Origin of the sequence: Actinoplanes oryzae, assembly GCF_030757795.1 — a bacterium.
Taxonomy (GTDB): Bacteria; Actinomycetota; Actinomycetes; order Mycobacteriales; family Micromonosporaceae; genus Actinoplanes.
This window is the reverse complement of record NZ_JAUQWH010000046.1, coordinates 1-20,350: the sequence shown is the minus strand read 5'-3', so window position 1 is coordinate 20,350 and position 20,350 is coordinate 1. Positions and strand designations below refer to the sequence as shown.

17 protein-coding genes and 1 pseudogene are annotated in these 20,350 nt (G+C 71.5%); 11 read left to right on the top strand and 7 right to left on the bottom strand.

Features of this window, described 5'->3' with window-relative positions:
• Positions 1–117 precede the first annotated feature (117 nt).
• On the bottom strand, positions 118–1,560 hold the full coding sequence (locus tag RBH18_RS17265; RefSeq protein WP_306208893.1) for a hypothetical protein: 1,443 nt from the start codon (positions 1,558–1,560) through the stop codon (positions 118–120).
• 449 nt (positions 1,561–2,009) lie between these two features.
• Between RBH18_RS17265 and pdhA the strand changes: the two genes are divergently transcribed.
• The 7 genes from pdhA (at position 2,010) to trhA (ending at position 12,338) form a co-directional block, all read left to right on the top strand.
• Entirely contained in the window at positions 2,010–3,149 is a 1,140-nt protein-coding gene (gene pdhA / locus RBH18_RS17260; RefSeq protein ID WP_306208891.1) for a pyruvate dehydrogenase (acetyl-transferring) E1 component subunit alpha, read from the top strand.
• On the top strand, positions 3,146–4,132 hold the full coding sequence (locus RBH18_RS17255) for an alpha-ketoacid dehydrogenase subunit beta (protein ID WP_306208889.1): 987 nt from the start codon (positions 3,146–3,148) through the stop codon (positions 4,130–4,132). Before pdhA ends, RBH18_RS17255 begins: the two co-directional genes overlap by 4 nt.
• A 5-nt stretch (positions 4,133–4,137) precedes the next feature.
• The gene (locus RBH18_RS17250; RefSeq protein ID WP_306208887.1) at positions 4,138–5,499 is read left to right on the top strand and encodes a dihydrolipoamide acetyltransferase family protein; all 1,362 of its coding nucleotides are present in this window, start codon (positions 4,138–4,140) and stop codon (positions 5,497–5,499) included.
• A 167-nt stretch (positions 5,500–5,666) separates the two neighbouring features.
• Positions 5,667–5,807, top strand: a complete 141-nt coding sequence (locus RBH18_RS17245; protein WP_305788564.1) for a hypothetical protein — start codon at positions 5,667–5,669, stop codon at positions 5,805–5,807.
• 465 nt (positions 5,808–6,272) lie between these two features.
• Positions 6,273–9,599 (top strand): LppU/SCO3897 family protein, encoded by a 3,327-nt coding sequence (locus tag RBH18_RS17240; RefSeq protein WP_306208882.1) that lies wholly within the window; start codon positions 6,273–6,275, stop codon positions 9,597–9,599.
• Between the two features lie 244 nt (positions 9,600–9,843).
• Positions 9,844–11,619 carry an NHL domain-containing thioredoxin family protein gene (locus RBH18_RS17235; RefSeq protein WP_306208880.1) on the top strand — a complete coding sequence of 592 codons (1,776 nt, stop codon included), beginning with the start codon at positions 9,844–9,846 and terminating at the stop codon, positions 11,617–11,619.
• Between the two features lie 41 nt (positions 11,620–11,660).
• Positions 11,661–12,338: a PAQR family membrane homeostasis protein TrhA gene (gene trhA / locus RBH18_RS17230; RefSeq protein ID WP_306208878.1), complete on the top strand. Its 678-nt coding sequence runs from the start codon at positions 11,661–11,663 to the stop codon at positions 12,336–12,338.
• 227 nt (positions 12,339–12,565) lie between these two features.
• On the opposite strand, the gene RBH18_RS17225 is transcribed toward trhA, so the two are convergent.
• Entirely contained in the window at positions 12,566–12,937 is a 372-nt protein-coding gene (locus tag RBH18_RS17225; RefSeq protein ID WP_306208877.1) for a winged helix-turn-helix transcriptional regulator, read from the bottom strand.
• A gap of 89 nt (positions 12,938–13,026) precedes the next feature.
• On the opposite strand from RBH18_RS17225, the gene RBH18_RS17220 reads away from it, so the two are divergent.
• The gene (locus tag RBH18_RS17220; protein ID WP_306208875.1) at positions 13,027–13,869 is read left to right on the top strand and encodes an SDR family oxidoreductase; all 843 of its coding nucleotides are present in this window, start codon (positions 13,027–13,029) and stop codon (positions 13,867–13,869) included.
• A 15-nt stretch (positions 13,870–13,884) separates the two neighbouring features.
• On the opposite strand, the gene RBH18_RS17215 is transcribed toward RBH18_RS17220, so the two are convergent.
• Positions 13,885–14,196 (bottom strand): DUF6458 family protein, encoded by a 312-nt coding sequence (locus tag RBH18_RS17215; protein WP_306208873.1) that lies wholly within the window; start codon positions 14,194–14,196, stop codon positions 13,885–13,887.
• Positions 14,197–14,298: 102 nt separating this feature from the next.
• On the opposite strand from RBH18_RS17215, the gene RBH18_RS17210 reads away from it, so the two are divergent.
• Positions 14,299–14,808: a SixA phosphatase family protein gene (locus tag RBH18_RS17210; protein ID WP_306208871.1), complete on the top strand. Its 510-nt coding sequence runs from the start codon at positions 14,299–14,301 to the stop codon at positions 14,806–14,808.
• Positions 14,809–14,875: 67 nt separating this feature from the next.
• On the opposite strand, the gene RBH18_RS17205 is transcribed toward RBH18_RS17210, so the two are convergent.
• On the bottom strand, positions 14,876–16,732 hold the full coding sequence (locus tag RBH18_RS17205; RefSeq protein ID WP_306208869.1) for an acyl-CoA dehydrogenase: 1,857 nt from the start codon (positions 16,730–16,732) through the stop codon (positions 14,876–14,878).
• A gap of 468 nt (positions 16,733–17,200) precedes the next feature.
• The gene (locus RBH18_RS17200; protein WP_306208867.1) at positions 17,201–18,328 is read right to left on the bottom strand and encodes a PP2C family protein-serine/threonine phosphatase; all 1,128 of its coding nucleotides are present in this window, start codon (positions 18,326–18,328) and stop codon (positions 17,201–17,203) included.
• Positions 18,329–18,428: 100 nt separating this feature from the next.
• Between RBH18_RS17200 and RBH18_RS17195 the strand changes: the two genes are divergently transcribed.
• A complete protein-coding gene (locus tag RBH18_RS17195; protein WP_306208865.1) occupies positions 18,429–18,977 on the top strand; it encodes a phosphoribosyltransferase family protein in 549 nt (182 codons plus the stop codon).
• Between the two features lie 7 nt (positions 18,978–18,984).
• Here the strand turns inward: RBH18_RS17195 and RBH18_RS17190 are convergent, their stop codons facing one another.
• On the bottom strand, positions 18,985–19,263 hold the full coding sequence (locus RBH18_RS17190) for a YciI family protein (RefSeq protein WP_306208972.1): 279 nt from the start codon (positions 19,261–19,263) through the stop codon (positions 18,985–18,987).
• Positions 19,264–19,423: 160 nt separating this feature from the next.
• Positions 19,424–20,002, bottom strand: a complete 579-nt coding sequence (gene dcd, locus RBH18_RS17185; RefSeq protein WP_306208864.1) for a dCTP deaminase — start codon at positions 20,000–20,002, stop codon at positions 19,424–19,426.
• A 164-nt stretch (positions 20,003–20,166) separates the two neighbouring features.
• On the opposite strand from dcd, the pseudogene RBH18_RS17180 reads away from it, so the two are divergent.
• A pseudogene (locus RBH18_RS17180) lies at positions 20,167–20,350 on the top strand (pyridoxamine 5'-phosphate oxidase family protein); the annotation flags it as partial.

Sequence of the window (20,350 nt, the reverse complement as noted above, 5' to 3'; positions counted from 1 at the left end):
CCCGCCGCGGCCGGCCCACGACCGGCGGCGCTGCTCTTCCTGGCGGCGCTGGCCTTCCCGGCGCGCTGCTCTTCCCGGGGCGTTGGTCTTCCCGGCGGTGCTGGCCGCGCGGCTCGGTCAGCGGCGGTGGCGGTGGCTGCCGGGGTCGGTGTGATGGCGGCCGGGGCGGGAGCTGCGGTGCTGCGCCGGCGTGCGGGCGTCGTTGGCGTTGTGCCGGTTGCCGGCCCGATGGGTGCCGCGATAGGCGTGGGCCGGCTCGGCGCGCCGCGACTCCGCCCGCGCGACGACGGTGTGCCGGTGGCTGTTGTGGGTGCGGTCGACGGTCCGGAGCTGCTTGCTGTTGTACAGGCTCTCGGTCATAGCTGACCTCCGGTGTGCTTCGGAGCGGACGGAACGAACCGTCCGGTGGGCTCGTTCCTCGTGCTCGTCTTCGTCCTGCTCGTCCCGGCTGCCGCGCTCCTCCCGCTCGCAGTCCTCGTCGCCGCCACTGCCGTCATCGCTGCCACCGTCGTGATCACCTTCTCCGTCGTCGGCGTGGTCGCCCTGGTGGTGATCGCCGTCGTCGTTGTCGCCGTGGTCGTTGTCGTCGCCGTGGTCGTTGTCGCCGTGGTCGTTGTCGGCGTGGTCGTTGGTGTCGTTGTCCGGGTCGCCTCGCCCAGGGATGTCGATGTCGCCGACGGGGTGGCGGCCGGGATCCGCCGGCCAGTCGGGCCAGCCTGGGTCCACCTGCCAATCCGGCATCCCGGGCTCGGCCGGCGCACTCGGCTTCGTCGGCTTGCTGGGCTTGGCCGGCTTGCTGGGCTTAGCCGGCTTGCTGGGCTTAGCCGGCTTGCTGGGCTCGGCCGGGCTGCTGGGCTTGGCCGGTTTGCCGGGCGATGTGGGAGCCGCCGGACGGGTGGGTCGGGCCGGCTTCTTCGACGGACGGGAGGAGGCGGGCTTCTCGTCCCGGGTGGGCGAGCCTTCGGCCTGCCGTCTGCCACGCCACGTGCCGTCGCCCGCGCGCGACGGCGACTTCGACCTGGTCGGCTCACCCCGCGACGAGCCCGGATCCGGCGCAGACCCCGACCCGGGCGTGGAACCGGACCCGGGCGCGGAGCCGGACGCGGAGCCGGACGGCACCACGGCACCGGACGGCGGCGACGCGGAACCCGACGTGGCGGCGGGATCGGGCGAACGCGACGAATCGGGAGCCGGTGTCGTTCCTTTGTGGGGCTCGGGGCTCTGGTCGTACCCCCGGGGCTTGTGCTTTTGTCTCTGGCCTTGCGGGCCGCCGGAGCCGGAAGCGTCCGACGGTGCCGGGGTGACGCGGACCGGGCCGGTGGAGACCGGGGGAAGGAACGGTACGTCGGTGACGGGCGGCCGGTCCCCGGCGAGCTCGTTCGAGCCGGCGGTGATCGCGGCGAGCGTGGGCAGCGACGCCAGCCCGACCAGCATCACCACTATCAGCACATAACGACGCGTCGGGCCGGTGAAGCCCTCGGCGCTGTAGACGCCGTTGAGGCGTTTGCGCAGCACTTTGATCGGCGGCACGAGCCCGTCGTCGTCCGGTTGCTCCCGCACGGCCGCCACCCTCCCCAGAGTCAAAGATCCACATGGATCCTTTCGGCTAGTGGGGGCAACGATGGACGGGGCGTCGGGCAGCGGCGGCAACGCGGCGTTCCGACGGAAGTGACGGTACGAAATCCTCTTATTCGGACAAATACTCCACAAGGTGAGATCGCCGCACGGCGCGTGAAACCACCACGTCGAAGACGGCAAGATTTCAGATCTGTGATCAGGCTGACCTGTGGCGCCACTCACGTTCTCTGCGAGGATGAGGGTCGACGGCACCGCCGCCGTCACCCGCGATCTGCGGGGATGCGGTGGGGGTCGTCACTCCCCGGCGGGGTCTGTGATCACGCCGACGGGCCGCGCGGCAACCTCACCCGGGCCAGGCGCGGCGCACCATTGGTCCGCCGCGCGGCCGGGCGACACCCGCCGTGGGCGATTTGGAGAACAGGGAGACACGGATGGCGAACGGCGAAAGCGAAGTCGGGGCTGACCCGGCAGGCGGTTTCGTTCAACTGCTCACCCCCGACGGTGAGCGCGTCGACAGCGTCACCACGGCGGAGGGCGTGACCTACTCGGTCAGCTTCACCGACGAGGAGTACCGGAAGCTCTACCAGGACCTGGTCACGGTGCGCCGGCTGGACGCCGAGGCAACCGCCCTGCAGCGCCAGGGCGAGCTGGGCATCTGGGCGAGCCTGCTGGGCCAGGAGGCGGCGCAGGTCGGCTCGGGCCGCGCGCTCCGGCCGCAGGACATGGCCTTCCCCACCTATCGCGAGCACGGCGTGCTCTACACGCGCGGCATCGACCCGGTCATGCCGTTCGGGCTGTTCCGGGGCGTCGACCAGGGCGGCTGGGACGCGAACGAGTACAAGTTCAACCCGTACACGATCGTCATCGGCGCCCAGACGCTGCACGCGACCGGCTACGCCATGGGCATCACCATGGACGGCAAGACCGGCACGGCGGACGGCGAGGCGGTCATCGCGTACTTCGGCGACGGCGCCACCAGCCAGGGCGAGGTCAACGAGGCGTTCGTGTGGTCGGGGGTCTTCCACGCGCCGATCGTGTTCTTCTGCCAGAACAACCAGTACGCCATCTCCGAGCCCCTCGAACGGCAGACGCGCATCCCGCTCTACCGCCGCGCGAACGGCTTCGGCTTCCCGGGCGTGCGGATCGACGGCAACGACGTGCTGGCCACGTACGCCGTCACGCGCGCAGCACTCGACAACGCGCGCCAGGGCCAGGGGCCGACGCTGATCGAGGCGTACACGTACCGGATGGGCGCGCACACCAGCTCCGACGATCCGACCCGCTACCGCATCGCCAGCGAGGTCGAGTCGTGGAAGGCCAAGGACCCGATCAGCCGGCTCAAGGCGTTCCTCGTCAAGCAGCGGATCGCGGACGACGGCTTCTTCGGCCAGGTCGACGACGACGCCCGTACGCTCGCCCTCGGCCTGCGCGAACGCGTGCTCGCCATGCCCGACCCGCAGCCGGTGACGATGTTCGACAACGTCTATCCCCACGGCTCGCCGCTGCTCGACGCCCAGCGAGCGGAGTTCTCCCAGTACCAGGCTTCTTTCGAAGGGAGCGCGCACCGATGACCGAGACGCTCAGCCTTGGCAAGGCCCTCAACCACGGCCTGCGCCGCGCCCTGGAGAACGACGCCAAGGTCGTCGTCATGGGCGAGGACGTCGGCAAGCTCGGCGGCGTGTTCCGGATCACCGACGGCCTGCAGAAGGACTTCGGCGACAACCGCGTCATCGACACCCCGCTGGCCGAGGCCGGCATCGTCGGCACCGCGGTCGGCCTCGCCATCCGCGGCTACCGGCCGGTGTGCGAGATCCAGTTCGACGGGTTCGTCTTCCCGGCGTACAACCAGATCGTCGGCCAGGTCGCGAAGATGTTCTACCGCTCGCTGGGCAAGCAGCGGCTGCCGATCGTGATCCGCATCCCCTACGGCGGCGGCATCGGCGCGGTCGAGCACCACTCCGAGTCGCCCGAGGCGTACTTCGCGCACACCCCCGGCCTCAAGGTCGTCACGTGCTCGAACCCGGCCGACGCGCACGTGATGATCCAGCAGTCGATCGCCTCCGACGACCCGATCATCTTCTTCGAGCCGAAGCGCCGCTACTGGGAGAAGGGCGAGGTCGACCTTGACCTGCCCCTCGACCAGGCGTACCCGCTGCACGCCTCCCGGGTCGCGCGCGAGGGCACGGATGCGACCCTCATCGCGTACGGGCCGATGGTGCGCGTGGCTCTCGACGCCGCCGCGGCGGCCGAGGAGGACGGCCGCAGCCTCGAGGTCATCGACCTGCGCACGTTGTCGCCGCTCGACCTCGACCCCGTCTACGCGTCGGTACGCAGGACCGGTCGCGCCGTGATGGTGCATGAGGCACCCAGCAACATCGGCCTCGGCGCCGAGGTCTCTGCCCGGATCACCGAGGAGTGTTTCTACTCGCTCGAGGCCCCGGTGCTGCGTGTCACGGGCTACGACATCCCCTACCCGGCCGCCCGCGTCGAGGAGGAGTACCTCCCCGACCTGGACCGCGTGCTCGACGCCGTCGACCGCGCGTTCGGCTGGTGACCCGGATGTCCCGCATCAAGGAGTTCACCCTGCCCGACTTGGGCGAGGGCCTGACCGAGGGCGAAATCCTCACCTGGCTCGTCGAGGTCGGCGACACGATCGAGCTCAACCAGCCGATCGTCGAGGTCGAGACGGCGAAGGCCGCGGTCGAGATCCCCGCGAAGTGGGGCGGCGTGATCGCCCGCATCCATGTCGAGGCGGGTACGACGGTCGAGGTGGGCGCGACCATCGTGTCCATCGACACCGACCCGTCCGCGGGGCCGCTGCCGTCCGGTCCGGTGCCGTCCGCGGAGTCGCTGGCCGCCGTGGAGGTCGCGCCGGCCGAGGGTGCCGTCGAGCCCGGGCTGATCGGCGGTCCGGCGCCGGGTGGGCGGACGGCTGTTCTCGTCGGGTACGGGCCGCGGACCGTCACCGCGAAGCGCCGCCCGCGTGCCGGTGCCGTTGCCGCGGCTCCCGTTGCCGCTGCTCCCGCTCCGGCTGCTGTTCGTTCCGGGCCGGTGCTCGCCAAGCCGCCCGTACGGAAGCTGGCGAAGGATCTGGGGGTTGATCTGACCACCGTCGTCGGCACGGGCCCGCTCGGGTCGATCACGCGCGACGACCTGCAGGCCGCGGTCGCCGCGCCCGTTGCTCCGGCCCCCGTGGCCGCGCCATCCTTCGACACCGCACGTGAGCAGCGGCTGCCGATCAAGGGCGTCCGGAAGCTCACCGCCGAGAACATGGTGTCCTCCGCCTTCACCGCGCCGCACGTCACGGAGTTCCTCACCGTGGACATGACGCGCTCGATGAAGGCGCTGGAGCGGCTGAAGGGCCGGCCGGAGTTCCGGGACGTGCGCGTCTCGCCGCTGCTCCTGGTCGCCAAGGCCGTCCTGCTCGCGATCAAGCGGCATCCGATGGTCAACTCGACGTGGTCGGCGGCGACGAACGAGATCGTCGTCAAGGAGTACGTCAACCTGGGCATCGCGGCGGCCACCGAGCGCGGGCTCATCGTGCCCAACGTCAAGGACGCCGGGCGGCTGACCCTGCGCGAGCTGGCCGATGCGCTCAACGCCCTGGTGCAGGTCGCGAAGTCGGGCAGGACGCCGCCGGCGGACATGGCGGGCGGGACGTTCTCGATCACCAACGTCGGCGTCTTCGGCGTCGACACGGGTACGCCCATCCTGCCGCCGGGCGAGGCGGCGATCCTGGCCTTCGGTGCGATCCGGCCGATGCCGTGGGTGCACAAGGACAAGATCAAGGTTCGCCAGGTCACGACGCTGGGCCTGTCGTTCGATCACCGCATCGTCGACGGCGAGCTGGGCTCGAAGTTCCTCCGGGACATCGGCGCCTTCCTCACCGATCCGGAGGGCGCACTGCTCGCCTGGACCTGACATTCGATGCTGACCCCGCTTGCTTGCCTTCGATCCGAAGGCAAGTAAGCGGGATCACCCTCATATTCGTTGGCACTCCCGGTTACGGCGCGGTTAAATGGATCCAGCGCCGGAAGTTCCGGGCGCGTCCGACACGGCCAACGAAGGCCAGGGGGAGCAGCACCGCGATGAGCACCATCGACCGCATCCGTAACCGCCGCATTGCCAAGCGTGACGCTCGGGCCATCGAGCGGGCCATGAGCGCGGCGCCGACCCGCGCCATGCGGGACGAGCTCGCCATCTTCGCCCAGCGGCAGCGCATCTTCTGATCGGCTCGGCCCGCCGCTCCGGGCCGGCCACTTCGCCCGCTTCCGCCGATCGCCTCCCGGTCGGCGCGGGCAGCCGAGGCCCCGACCGATTGCCGGTCGGGGCCTCGTTTTATTCACTGTCCGTACAGGAGCGTTGACCGGAAATCCCGGCCGCGAGGAATCTTCTCGCCACAGACGGCTCACCGAAACAGCCATGAGTTTGCCGCACAGGCCGAGATCCGCCCGAGTACGCCCGCATTTGTCCTATGTGTGGATGATCACGTCCGGTTAATTTCCCGCACGTCGGCCACTCCAGACGGCGTACACCGGGATTCCGGCTGTCGGCAACGCCCGGTACGGTTGGGCACGGTCACCCGCCCCGGCTCGGCCGGCCGAGGCGCGATGGCCTGGGTCATACCCAGCTCTGCAAGGTCGGCCGCGTCCGTGCCCCAGCTCGCACGGCCGACAGTCATGGAGGAGGCGGTTATGACGTCCGAGGGCCAGCACGCCGGCAGGCAGCCGGGGGCCATGTCGGGCGGCGGAGCCGAGCCGTTCGGTGCCGACGCCTTCCCGCCTGCCGACTCCGAGGGCAGTCCTTCGTACCCGCACGCCCAGGGCTCGCCGCCCAGTGCGTACGCGCCGCCGCCGCAGGCCGCGCCCGACGGCGGCTCGCCGTTCGTGGTGCCCGCGGTGCCACCGGCCGGGCAGCAGCCCTCCACCGGCGGGTCCACCTTCGGGTCGGCCGCCGCCCAGTTCCTCTCCTCCGGTTCCGCCCGGGCCGCGGACGCCCAGCAGGCCGGCGAGCCCCCGCGCGCGACCCCGGCCGGTCCCCCGGTCCCGTCGTCCGGCTGGACGCCCCCGATCCCGACCGAGGGCTCGTTCCGCCAGGCGCAGGGCGACCAGCTCCCGCAGCGCAACCCCGGTTCGGCCGGTGGCAACCTGACCAACCCGGTCAGCGAGTTCAACGGCTTCACGCCCGTGCGCTCCGCGCCCGCCACCGCCGCGCCGGAGCCGCAGCGCCTCGGCGCCAACCCGGACCTGCCGCGCCGGTCCCCCGGCGAGGCCCGCGGCCCGTTCGACCGTGGCACCGGTGCCGGTGCCGCGCCGCAGGGTGAGCGCCAGCCGGGCCTCTCGGCCTTCGGCGACCAGCGCATCCGCGTGCCCGGCGCCACCCTCACCGACCTTCCGGACAGTCCCCCGCGCGCGCCCGAGGCCGGCGGCTTCCCGGTCCGCGGCGACGCGCCCGAGGGCGCCAGCTTCCCGCTGCGTGGCAATTCCGCCGGCGACGGCGCCAGCTTCCCCGGCCTGCGCGGCAGCGAGAGCCCGTTCGGCGCCTCGCCCGACAGCTCGCTCTTCGGCAAGCCCGACGCGCCGGAGCAGGGCAGCCAGCCCACCGAGCAGCCGTTCGGCCAGCCCGCCGGCAGTCCCTTCAGCGGCCGGCCGGCCACCCTGGAGGACGACGCCGCGGCCCGCCAGGGCTATCCGCAGCGGGTGCCGGGCGCCTCGTTCGACGACCCCGGCGCCGGGCAGCCCACCAGCGCGCCTGCCGCCGCCGACACACCCGGCGGCAGCGGTGGCTACCCCCAGCGTGTCCCGGGTGCCTCCCTCGGCACCGGGGGCGCTCCCGCCGTGGCCGAGCAGCGCCCCTCCGCGGTGCCCCAGCCGCGCGATCCCGAGCCGGCCGAGCCCGCCCAGGGTGCCGCCCGCCCGGCGACCGCCAGCGCCTCGGTGCCCGTCGCGAGCCGGGTCGCGCCTCCGGCCGAGCCCGAGGAGCAGGCTCCGGCGGCACCCCCGCAGGCCCGGGTGTACGGGCGGCCCGCCGTCAGTGAGCCGGTGCAGGAATCCGGCGACAGCTCGCCCGACGCCGCGCCCTTCGGCTCTCCCTCGGCGTCGTCCGCGAGTGCGGCTCCCTCGTCCTTCGCATCGTTCGGCTCCGCTGACGACCGTGGGCCGTTCGGCTCCTCGGACGATCATGCGCAGTTCGGTGCCGCGGACGATCGCGGGGCGTTCGGCTCTGCCGATGACCGTGGCGCGTTCGGTTCCGCGGACGACCGTGCGTCGTTCGGTTCCGCGGACGACCGTGCTTCGTTCGGCTCCTCGAACGACCGTGGGTCGTTCGGTTCCGCGGACGATCATGCGCCGTTCGGTGCCGGGGACGATCGTGGGTCGTTCGGTTCCTCGGACGACCGTGCGCCGTTCGGTGCTGGGGAGGAGCGGTCGCCTTTCGGGGCGGCTGATGAGGGCAGCGGCTTCGGCGGTGGCGACCAGGGCGGCACGTACGGCACGCCGACCGCCACGGACCCTGCGCCCACCTCCTCCGGCGCTTACGGCACGCCCGCTCCCACCTCGTCGGGTGCTTACGGCACGCCCGCTCCGACCTCGGGCCCGCACGGCGCGTCGGCTCCCACCTCCGGGCCGCAGGGCGCATCGGCGGCTCCCGCGGCCGGCAGTTACGGCGCGGCTCCGACCTCGGGCGGCGCTCAAGGCGCGGCCCGCGTGTCCGGCCGTGCGAGCGCGAGTGCGCGGGTCAGCGTGCCCGGCCAGGCGCAGCCGTCCGCTCCGGGGCAGCCCTTCGGCGCCGACCAGCCCGGCGCGCCGACGTCCGCCCAGCCCGCCGAGTCCGGTCCGCACACCCCGGGGACCTACGGCCAGCCGCAGGGCGGGACCTACGGCCACTCGCAGGACGACCCGTTCGGCCAGTCCTCGAGCGAGCCGCACGGCCCGGGGCAGGGCGACGGCAACGTCTTCGGGCAGCAGGACGACGGCTTCGGGCAGTCGCAGGGCCAGACCTACGGGCAGCCGGCCGGGCACGACTCCGAGAGCCAGCACGACCAGGGCTTCTCGTCCGGGCAGGCGTACCCGCAGAGCGCTCCGACCTCCGGGCAGGCCTTCCCGCAGAGCGCGCCGACGTCCGGACAGGCCTACTCCGGCGGCGCTGCCGCTTCGGGGCAGGGTTACCAGGACGGCAACCCGTTCAGCGAGTTCACCTCGGACATCGCCGGCCGCGGCGGCCCCGGTCAGCCGAGCCACCCCGGCCCCGTCCCGGGCAACCCGGCCAGCCGCACGATGCCGCCCGACTTCACCGAGCACACCACCGACGTGGCGGGCCGCGGGCAGGAGCAGCCGTACGTTCCGGCGCCGGCGCTGCACTCCCCGCCGCCCCGCGACGACTTCCCGGTTCAGGGTGACTCGACGCAGCTCTTCGGCCAGCGCCCGGAGAACGCGTTCCCGGGCTCGGACCCGCAGACGTACGGTCAGCGGGCCGACAGCGGGTTCGGGGCCGAGCCGTTCGGGCAGCGACCGGACAGCGGGTTCGGCCCGGACTCCGGGCAGCCGTTCGGGCAGCGGTCGGGCGGCTCGACGTTCACGAGCCCGGCCAGCCGGGCGACGGTGACGCCGCCGCCGGAGGAGACGGCCAGCTGGCCCGGCACCTCCCAGGAGATCGACCAGGACCGCTTCAACTCGTTCACGCCGGAGACCCCCGCGGAGCCGGCGAAGCCCGACTCGAACGTCCGGGTCCTGCCCGTGCTCCTCGCCGTCATCCTGACCGCCGGCCTGCTGGTCGGCGCGGCGATCGGGGTCACCTGGCTCATCGCCCGCAGCTCCGGTGACGGCGGCTTCTCGGCCAGCGTCGGCGAGTGCGTCAAGCGCGACGGTGACAAGGCGGTGACCGCCACGTGCGGCGACGCGGGCTCGTTCGAGGTGGTCGCCGTGGTGGACTCCAACAAGCAGTGCCCGGACGCCAACCAGCCGTTCGTCCTCAACCCGACCGGCGACAAGACGCAGGTGCTCTGCCTGAAGCCCCGTACCTGACGCCCGCCGGGCCGCCGGCCTCCCCAGGGACGGCGAGCTCGGCGAGCGCTCGTAGGCCAGCGCCTCTCGGCGACTGCTCGTAGGCCAGCGCCTCTCGGCGGGGAACGGCGCACTGGGCTTCGTCGCGCCGTCTCCGGGAGTCCGCGCGACCGTCGAGATCGAGGGCCCGGCGACACGCCCAGCGGAAGAGGCGTCCGTCACCCCCGACCCCGTCCGGCGCCGGATCTGCGGCACGATTGGCGTCATGAACGCGCGCGTACGGGCGCCCGAGTTCCGGGCTCGAGGCTGGCTGAACACCGGCGGCAAGGACCTGCACCTCGCCGACATCCGGGGCAAGATCGCGATCCTGGACTTCTGGACCTTCTGCTGCATCAACTGCCTGCACGTGCTCGACGAGCTGCGGCCGCTCGAGGAGAAATACGGCGACGTCCTCGTCGTCATCGGGGTCCACTCGCCGAAGTTCGAGCACGAGCGCGACCCCGCGGCCCTCGCTGCCGCCGTCGAGCGTTGCGGGGTGCATCACCCGGTGCTGGACGACGCCGACATGACCATGTGGCAGCAGTATGCGGCGAAGGCGTGGCCGACGCTCAGCGTGATCGACCCCGAGGGCTACGTCGTCGCGTCGATGGCCGGCGAGGGGCATGCCGAGGGGCTGTCCCGGCTGCTGGACGAGCTGATCGCCACGCACGAGGCCAAGGGCACGCTGCACCGGGGCGACGGGCCCTACGTGGCGCCGCAGGCCGACGAGACCGTGCTGCGCTTCCCGGGCAAGGCGATCGAGCTGCCCGGCGGCACGCTGCTCGTCTCCGACTCCGCCCGGCACTCGCTTGTGGAGCTCGAGGCGGACGGCGAGACGCTGGTGCGCCGCATCGGCACGGGCGAGCGGGGCCGCACCGACGGGCCCGCGACCGCCGCGACGTTCTCCGAGCCGCAGGGGCTGTGCCTGCTGCCCGACGGGCGCACCGTCGTCGTGGCCGACACCGTCAACCACCTGCTGCGCGGCGTCGACCTGGAGACGGGCGAGGTCACGACCCTGGCCGGCACGGGCAGGCCGTGGCGCTCGGCCGACGACGACGGCATCGCCCTTTCCTCCCCGTGGGACCTCGCGTGGTTCGACGACAAGGTGATCATCGCGATGGCCGGCATCCACCAGCTGTGGTGGTTCGATCCGGCGCAGGGCACGACGGGGATCTACGCGGGCACGACCGTGGAGTCGCTGCGGGACGGCCCGATTCCGGACGTGTGGATGGCGCAGCCGTCGGGCCTGTCGGCGTACGAGGGCAGGCTCTGGATCGCCGACAGCGAGACCTCCGCGCTGCGCTGGATCGAGGACGGGGTGCTGCACACGGCGGTCGGGCAGGGACTCTTCGACTTCGGGCACGTCGACGGCGCCGCGAAGCAGGCGCTGTTGCAGCATCCGCTCGGGGTGGCCGCGCTGCCGGACGGTTCCGTGCTGGTGGCGGACACCTACAACGGTGCCGTACGCCGCTACGACCCGGCCACCGAGGAAGTCTCCACCGTGGACTCCGGGCTGGCGGAGCCGAGCGATGTGCTGGTGACGCGCGCGGGCGACGTGTTCGTGGTGGAGTCCGCCGCGCACCGCCTGGTCAAGCTCGCCCCGGGGGCCGTCCGCACGGTCGAGGGCGAGCGACACCGCACCGAGCGCCCGGCGTCGCCCCTGGCACCGGGCGAGGTGACGCTCGACATCGTGTTCACGCCGCCGCCGGGGCAGAAGCTCGACACGACGTTCGGGCCGTCGACCAAGCTCGTGGTGTCGGCGGCGCCGCCGGAGCTGCTGCTCGAGGGCGAGGGCACGGGCACCGATCTGTCGCGTCGCCTGGTGCTCAACCCCGCCGTGCCGAAGGGCGTGCTGCAAGTCGTCGCCCAGGCGGCCACGTGCGACGCCGACGTCGAGCACGCCGCCTGTCACCTGACCCGGCAGGACTGGGGTGTGCCGATCGTCATCGACCCGGCCGCTCCGGCCCGCCTGCCGCTCATTCTGCGGGGTCTCGACGCATGATCTCTACTTGCCAGTAACCTACGGTGCCGTAACCTGGGATCGTGACGACGTCAGCCCCGTTTCAGATGAAGCCTGCTGATCTCGGCAAGCCGCGTTTGCGAGGCCGGTTGCATCAGTACGCCTTCTTCGTCGCGCTCGCGTGCGGAGCGGTGCTGTGCTCGATCGCGGCCTCGCGACCGGGCATGGCGCCGTTCCTGAGCTGCTTGATCTACAGCCTGACGGTGCTGGGGCTCTTCGGCATCAGCGCGCTCTATCACCGCCGCGTGTGGTCGGAGCGCGGCTATCAGATCATGCGTCGGCTCGACCACTCGATGATCTTCATCTTCATCGCGGGCACCTACACGCCGTTCATCTGGCTCCTGATCGACGGCAGCAAGCGCACGCTCATGCTGAGCCTCATCTGGGCCGGCGCCGTCGGCGGCGTCGCCCTCAAGAGCATCTGGCCGCACCTGCCCCGGTGGGTGGGCGCGCCGCTCTATCTGGCCCTCGGCTGGGCCGCCGTCGCGATCCTCCCGGACATCCTGCACAAGGGCGGCGTCACGGCCCTGGTCCTGCTGATCGTCGGCGGCGTCATCTACAGCGTGGGCGCGGTCTTCTACGCCCTGCGCCGGCCCAACCCCTGGCCCACCGTCTTCGGCCACCACGAGTTCTTCCACGCCTGCACGCTGGTCGCCGCCATCTGCCACCACGTAGCGATCTACTTCACCCTGTACGCCTGAGCAGCACTCCCGACAAAGGGCTGATCCACGTCGACGAGGGCGCCTGCCGGAGATCGGGCTCGCGCATGCCCGGCGCCGCGACTTTTCAGAGAGCCGCAGCCAGCACGCCGCGGACGCGCTAAGCCCGGCGCCGGGCCTCGTCAGACGCCTCGCAGGCTGCGCGAAGCCGCGCACGCCCCGTCGCGTCGAGCGCGCTTTTGTCGTCCAGGGAGCCCTGGCGAGCTACATCAGGCCGACTGCACGGCGTGCCGCGCGTCGTAAGCGTCCCGCGCCTCGACCACGTCGCCGATGTGCTGCTCGGCCCACTCCTTCAGCGCCTCGCACAGCCCGAGCAGACTCCGCCCCAGGGTCGTGAGCGTGTAGTCGACGCGCGGCGGCACCACCGCGTGCACCGTGCGCGTGACCAGCCCGTCCCGCTCCAGCCCGCGCAGCGTCTGGGTCAGCATTTTCGGGCTCACCCCGGGCACCCGCTGAGCAAGCTCGGTGTAGCGCAGCGACCCGTCCTTGAGCACGCCCACGATGAGCACGCTCCACGCGTCGCCGATGCGGTCGAGGAGCTGCCGGCTCGGACAAGTCTTGCTGTACACATCCGCTTCCACCAGGACACTATCCACCGGGCATGTACTGCACTTCAAGGTGCCCACTATCCGATGGGAAGTAGATCACGACCGGCCCGGTTGAGCGAGGCATGACTATCGTGATTACCGGTGCCACCGGACACCTGGGCCGCCTCGCCGTCGAGTCGCTGCTGAGCCGCGGCGTGCCGGCCGGCGAGCTCGTGGCCGTCGGGCGCAACGTCGAGAAGATCAAGGACCTCGCGGACCGGGGCGTGGAGGTGCGCCAGGCGTCCTACGACGAGCCCGAGTCGCTGCGGGCGGCCTTCGCGGGCGCCGACAAGCTGCTCTTCGTCTCGGCCAGCGACCCGGGCCAACGCATCCCGCAGCACCGGAACGTGATCGACGCCGCGAAGGACAGCGGCATCCGCAAGATCGTTTACACCAGCGCGCCGTACGCCGACACGACCGACCTGCCGATCGCCGGCGACCACAAGGCGACGGAGGAGGCGCTGATCGCGTCGGGCGTGCCGTCGGTGTTCCTGCGCAACAGCTGGTACGTCGAGAACTACGACTACGCCGAGACGGTCGAGAAGGGGCTCGTCGGCGCGTCGGGCGAGGGCAAGCTGAGCCTGGCCCCGCGGGCGGACTACGCCGAGGCCGCCGCGGCCGCGATCCTGGCCGACGACCTCGACAAGCAGGCGTACGAGCTGGGCGGCGCAGCCGTCACGAAGAGCGAGTTCGCCGCGGAGATCGCCCGGCAGTCCGGCCGTGACGTCAGCTACACCGACCTCACTCCGGAGAAGTACGAGGAGTACCTGACCGACGCCGGCGCGCCCCCGTTCGTCGCCGCGCTCTTCGCGGGCGTGGAGCGGTCCACGGCCCACGGCGCGCTGGACACCGGCACCGCGGACCTGGAAAAGCTGCTGGGCCGCCCGGCCACCCCGCTGAGCGAGGCGATCCGAGCGGCCCTGTAGCGAGCTGCCGGCTGGTCAGGCCCCGTACGGGGGAGGCGGCGGGGCCTGACGCCGGGTGGTCTCGCGGTATTCCTGGACGGACTCGCCGTCCCGGTAGACCGGCGCCTGCGCGGGCGGGACCTCGCGGGCGACGGACCGCTGCTCCACCACGGTGGCGGGACGCCGGCGGCTGTTCCAGAAGTAGAGCGTGAGAGCGAGGCCGACCAGGCCGGCCAGCATCAGCACATAGCCGACCACATTGATGTCGAGACCGCTGATGTTGGCATTGACGGCGAACGCGAGGATCGCCCCCAGTGCCAGAAGGAAGATGCTTCCGCCGATGCCCATCCTGGACCTCCCTGGCTCGTGGCTGCCGCACCGAGCCGCGGCAATACGTCGATCCGTGTGTCTACCCACGCGGCGGAAAGCTCAATCAGGCAAGCTCGTCCCATGACTGCGCGCACCCTTGTTCTGCTCCGCCATGCCAAGGCGGAGGACCCCGGCGAGCTCGACGACTTCGAGCGGTCGCTGACCACGAGGGGACGGTCGGACGCGGACGCGGCGGGTGCCTGGCTCGCCGACCAGCGCCTGCATCCCAGGCTGGTGCTGTGCTCGCCGGCCGTGCGCACCCGCCAGACCTGGCAGGGCGTCGCGATCTCGCTGGCCCAGTCGGCCCCCGACGCGCCGACGGCCGAGGTGCGCTATGTGCGAGATCTGTACGACGGAGGGCGCACCGAAGTCATCGACCTCCTCCGAACCGTGCCCGACACCGTGCACACGGTGTTGATCGTCGGACACAACCCGACCATGTCCGATGTGTCCGCCCTGCTGCGCCCGCACGAGCCGGTCGTCACGTCGTTGCCCACGGCCGGGCTCGCTGTGCACCGCACCGACAGCCCGTGGTCGTCGACCGAGCCGGGCTCCCTGCCGTACGTCCTCGGTCACACCGCGAGGGGATGAGAGCCGCGAGGGAAGGAAAGAAGGGCCGGCGGACGTCATTGTCCGGCGGCCCTTCTTCGTGGGGGGATCAGAAAGCTTCTTCGGGCAGGTCCATCAGGTCGAGGGTGGTGGCCTCGATGATCCGGCGGTCGGAGCCGATGCGCGGCAGCACCTCGCGGGCGAAGAACCGGGCGGCCGCGATCTTGCCCTCGTAGAACGCCTTGTCGGCGGCGCTCAGCTCGGTGCCGAGCTTGGCGAGGGCCACCTCGGCGCCGCGGAGCAGCAGCCAGGCCACCGTCACGTCGCCGAGCGCGAGCAGCACCCGACGGGAGGTCAGGCCGACCTTGTAGAGCTCACGGGCGTCGCCGCCCTGCACGGCCTGCAGCCAGCCCATCTCGATGCCGAGGATGGCCTGCATCTCGCCGAGCGCCTTGCCCAGCGCCAGCCGCTCGACCTTGAGCTGACCGTTGCCGGCCTCGCTCTCCACGAAGCCCTGCATCTCGGTGGCGATGGTGGCGAGCGCCACGCCGCCGTCCTTGACGATCTTGCGGAAGATCAGGTCGAGGCTCTGGATCGCCGTCGTGCCCTCGTACAGGGTGTCGATCTTGGCGTCCCGGACGTACTGCTCGAGCGGGTAGTCCTGCAGGAAGCCCGAGCCGCCGTAGGTCTGCAGCGACTCGTGGCCGAGCAGCTCGTACGCCCGCTCCGAGCCCACGCCCTTGACCAGCGGGAGCAGGAAGTCGTTGACCTTGCTCGCCGCCTTCGCCGCCGCCTTGTCCCCGGCCGCCTCGGCGATGGCGACCTTGTCCTGCCAGGTCGCCGTGTAGATCACCAGGGACCGCAGACCTTCCGCGTACGCCTTCTGCAGCATCAGCGACCGGCGTACGTCCGGGTGGTGCGTGATCGTGACGCGCGGCGCCGCCTTGTCCGAGTTCTGCAGCAGGTCGGCGCCCTGGACACGGTTCTTGGCGTACTCGAGGGCGTTCTGGTAGCCCGTCGACAGGGTCGCGATCGCCTTCGTGCCGACCATCATCCGGGCGTACTCGATGATCATGAACATCTGCCGGATGCCCTGGTGCACGTCGCCGAGCAGCCAGCCCTTGGCCGGGGTGCCGTGCTCCCCGAAGGTCATCTCGCACGTGTTGGAGACCTTGAGGCCCATCTTGTGCTCGATGTTCGTGGCGTAGACGCCGTTGCGCTCGCCCAGCTCGCCCGTCTCGGGGTCGAAGTGGAACTTGGGCACGATGAAGAGCGACAGGCCCTTGGTGCCCGGGCCGCCGGCGCCCTCGACACCGACGGGACGCGCGAGCACGTAGTGGATGATGTTGTCGCTGAGGTCGTGCTCACCCGAGGTGATGAAGCGCTTGACGCCCTCGATGTGCCAGGAGCCGTCCGCCTGCGGAATCGCCCGGGTGCGGCCGGCGCCGACGTCGGAGCCCGCGTCCGGCTCGGTCAGCACCATCGTCGAGCCCCACTGCTTGTCGACGAAGAGCTGCGCCCACTTCTTCTGCTCCTCGGTGCCCTCGACCTCGACGACGTGCGCGAAGGAGGGACCGGACGAATACATCCAGACCGGGGCGTTCGCACCGAGCACCTGCTCGGCGATCGCCCACCACAGAGCCCGGGGGGCGAGCGTGCCGCCGAGGCTCTCCGGGAGGTCGAGCCGCCAGAACTCGGACGCCATGAAGGCGGCGTACGACTTCTTGAAGGACTCGGGCAGCGGCGCGGTGTGCGTGGCCGGGTCGAAGACCGGCGGGTTGCGGTCCGCGTCGGTGTAGCTGGCCGCGAGGTCCTCGCGGGCGAGCCTGTTCACCTCGGCGAGGACATCGCGCGCGGTTTCCGCGTCGATGCCGTCGTACGGCGCCTGGCCGAACGCACGATCCGCCCCGAACACCTCGAAAAGGTTGAACTCGAGGTCGCGCAGGTTGCTCTTGTAGTGAGTCATGTGTTCTGGCCCCGCTCTCCGGACGCGAGTTACCCGTCAGTAACACCACTGTATTACCGGTCGGTAGGAACGGACAAGCCCGCCCCGACCTTGAGCAGACCCGGAGTTGTGCGACGACTCGGGGCCCAAACGCCTCCGATCGGATGGCAAATGGGACAACCTTTCGGCCATTTGCAAGCCGCCGCGCCGCTTGCACGTATCGACGTGCGCGGACCGTCGTTGCTCCCGGTGTACGCACAGGACGTACGCAGACCAGGGGAGGTCTTGCATGTTCGCCACGATCAAGAGCCTTATTCCGGAGCCTCGTCAGGCGGACCAGCCGCGGCACTACGTGGGGCGGCACCGGCAACCGGAGACCGTCACCGCGCGAGCCACGGTGCCTCTCCTTCCGGCCCAGCCCTCGCCGGCGGCTCCGGTCTCGCCGGCGGCTCCGCCCGAGGCGGAATCGCTGCCGAAGGCGGGCTGACCTCAGCTGCCGGCTGCGCCGACTTCCCAGCTCGGCATCGGCGCGGCCGGCCCCCCTCCGGGGCCGGCGTACTCGAGCAGCACCAGGGCGATGTCGTCGTCGAGCTGATCGTGCACCCAGTCGCGCAGGGCGGTCTCCAGCGAGGCGAGCCCGTCGGCCACAGTGCCGTGGCCGAGCAGCCGCCAGGCCCGGTCGGCGGTGGGGAAGAACTCACCCTCCCGCCGGGCCTCGCCCAGCCCGTCGGTGAAGAGCAGCAGCCGGTCACCCGGCTCCAGCCGCTCCACCCGCGGGCGGGCCACCGGCATGAACCCGAGCGGCGGCGCGGGCGCCGGCGGCTCCAGGGCGATCACCTGGCCCCGGCGCAGCAGCAACGGCGCCGGGTGTCCACAGTTGACAATCGTCAGCGTGCCACCGCGCTCCTCGACCAGGGCCGCGGTCACGAAGTCCTCGTCGCCGACGCTGCGGGCCACCGCCCGGTCCAGGTCGGTGACGATCGCCCGCAGGTCCGCCCGCTCGTACGCCACGTGCCGGTAGGAGCCCAGCACGATGCTCGCCAGCCGGACGGCGTCCAGCCCCTTGCCGCGGACGTCGCCGATGATGATGCGGATCCCGTACGGCGTGTCGAGCGCCTCGTAGAGGTCGCCGCCGATGTCGGCGGCGGCAGTCGCGGAGATGTAGTGACCCGCCACCGCGAGCGAGCCGATCTGCGGTCCCAGCGGGCGAAGCACGGCCTGCTGCGCCACCGCGGCGAGACGCTGCAGCTCGGCGATGCGGTCGGCCTGTCGCTGCCGGATGTTGGCCACGGCGGCCGCGATGCCGGTCGCCAGCATGATGCCCAGCACGTTGATCATGCCGACGGAGCCGAAGCTCCCATCCGCCGTCGCGAACACCAGCCCGACCACGGTCGCGAGCCCGCCGACGATCATCACCGGCTGCCAGTAGGCGAACACGGCCGCGAGGAACGGCACGGCGGCGAACAGCCCGACGAAGTTGGCCTGTACACCGTCCGCCAGCTCCACGCCGGTCACGACGACGAGCAGCACGAGGGCCGCGCCGAGACCGGCGCGGGATCCTGGACTGAGCGGGCGGCGGCCCGACGGCAACTTAGGCATGGGTACGCCGAACAGCATGCCTGATCCGGAAGCCCCGCGGCATCAGGTTGGCCCCTCGGCCGATGGGGTTCTGCCCGGTCGGCGTCGTCGACCGGCACGCCGGTGGCAGCATGGCCGCGTGGCAACCGACCTGCGCGCCCTGTTGAGGGCCACCTTCCGCTGGACCGAGCCCGAGCCGGGCACCGGCCTCCTCGTCAGCGACCGATCCGGATGGTGGCGTGAACCACAAGTTCTCGGCGGACTCGGCGCGGGGCTCGCCGGCCTCTTCCCGGCGGCCGCGCCCACCGTGGTCGTCTCCCCGGAAGTCACCGGATTCCTCGTGGGCCCACTGGTCGCCCAGGCCCTGGGCACAGGCTTCGTCGAGGCCTACCGAGCCGGCGCCCGCCGAGCCATCGCCGAACCCATGACCTGGACAACCGTCCCGGCAGACCACCGCGGCGACCCGCAGTCCCTGGGAGTGCGGACCCAATTGATCAGTACGGGCGACCGCGTGCTGCTGGTCGACGACTGGGCGTACAGCGGAGCCCAGAGCCGGGCTCTGTCCACACTCGTCCGTGATCTGGGCGCTGAGGTCGTCGGGACCGCGGTGATCGTGAACGAGTGCCCGCCGCCCGTAGCCGCCGAGCTGGGCATCCGAGGCCTGCTCACCGGCTCCGACCTGGACTGACCCCGGCTCAGGCCGGGCGCTTCCAGTCGGCGAGCGCGCCGCGGCTGGGCTGCCAGCCGACGGCCTGGTACTCCGCGAGGCCGCGCTGGACGTACGGGTCCTGGGCGATGAGCTCCCGGGCCTCGGCCTCGGAGTCGACGCCCAGGATCACCACGCCACCGACCGGCGGATCCTGGCGTCCGGCGCTGACGACGAGCCCGCGGCTCTCGAGCTCGGCCAGAAAAGCGAGATGAGCGTCACGAGCCGCGTCGACCTCCGCGAGCGGGGCCAAGTACGTGGAGATCATGAGGTACACGGGCGGTCGTCCTCTCAGGCAGTCGGCCAGGTGCTTCTCGGGCCGTAGCGATGGTGCTGTCAGGCCGTCGGTGATGATGCTCCCCGTCCGTCGACGACGCTGCTGTCAGGCTGTCGGCGACAGTTCTGTCAGGTCGTCGGTGACGGTTCTGTCAGGTCGTCGGCCACGTTCGGAAGTTCAGGGAGCTGCGGCTCGGCGTCGGACCGCGCTGGCCCTGGTAGCGGGAGCCGTAGACCGCGGACCCGTACGGGTGCTCGGCCTGGCTGGACAGCCGGAAGATGCACAGCTGGCCGATCTTCATGCCCGGCCACAGCTTGATCGGCAGATTGGCCACGTTGGACAGCTCGAGCGTCACGTGCCCCGAGAAGCCGGGGTCGATGAACCCGGCGGTCGAGTGCGTGAGCAGGCCGAGCCGGCCGAGGCTGCTCTTGCCCTCCAGCCGCGCGGCGAACTGATCGCCCACCGTGATGACCTCCAGCGTCGAGGCCAGCACGAACTCGCCCGGGTGCAGCACGAACGGCTCGCCGTCGGCGGTCTCGACCAACGCCGTCAGGTCGTCCTGCTGCTCGGCCGGGTCGATGTGCGTGTAGAGGTGGTTGTTGAACACCCGGAAGTAGCGATCGAGGCGCACGTCGATGCTGGACGGCTGCAACAGCTCCGGCTCGAACGGCTCGAGTGCGAGGTTGCCAGCCTTGATCTCGGAGACCAGGTCCCGGTCGGAGAGCAGCATCGGCCCACCATACCGGCCACGACCAGCCGCCCCGGCCACCACCCGCCGCAGCGGACAGAGGGTTCCAAGTCTGCCACCCCGCCCGGACACAAGCCCCCCGCACCCACAAAGAACCCCCCACCAACAAGTGGTCCAATCGAACAAATGTTCGATAGAATCCCCCCATGGCTTCCTGGTCCGAATTCACCGCAGCCGAGCCCCAGCTCGCCTCGGCCATCCGCGCGCTGCTCCTGCAGTACGGCCCTGGCATGGGCTACCTCGCCACGGTCCGCGCGGACGGCGGCCCCCGTGTGCACCCGGTCTCCCCCGTGGTCACCGACGAGGGCCTCTACTGCTTCGTGGTGGATT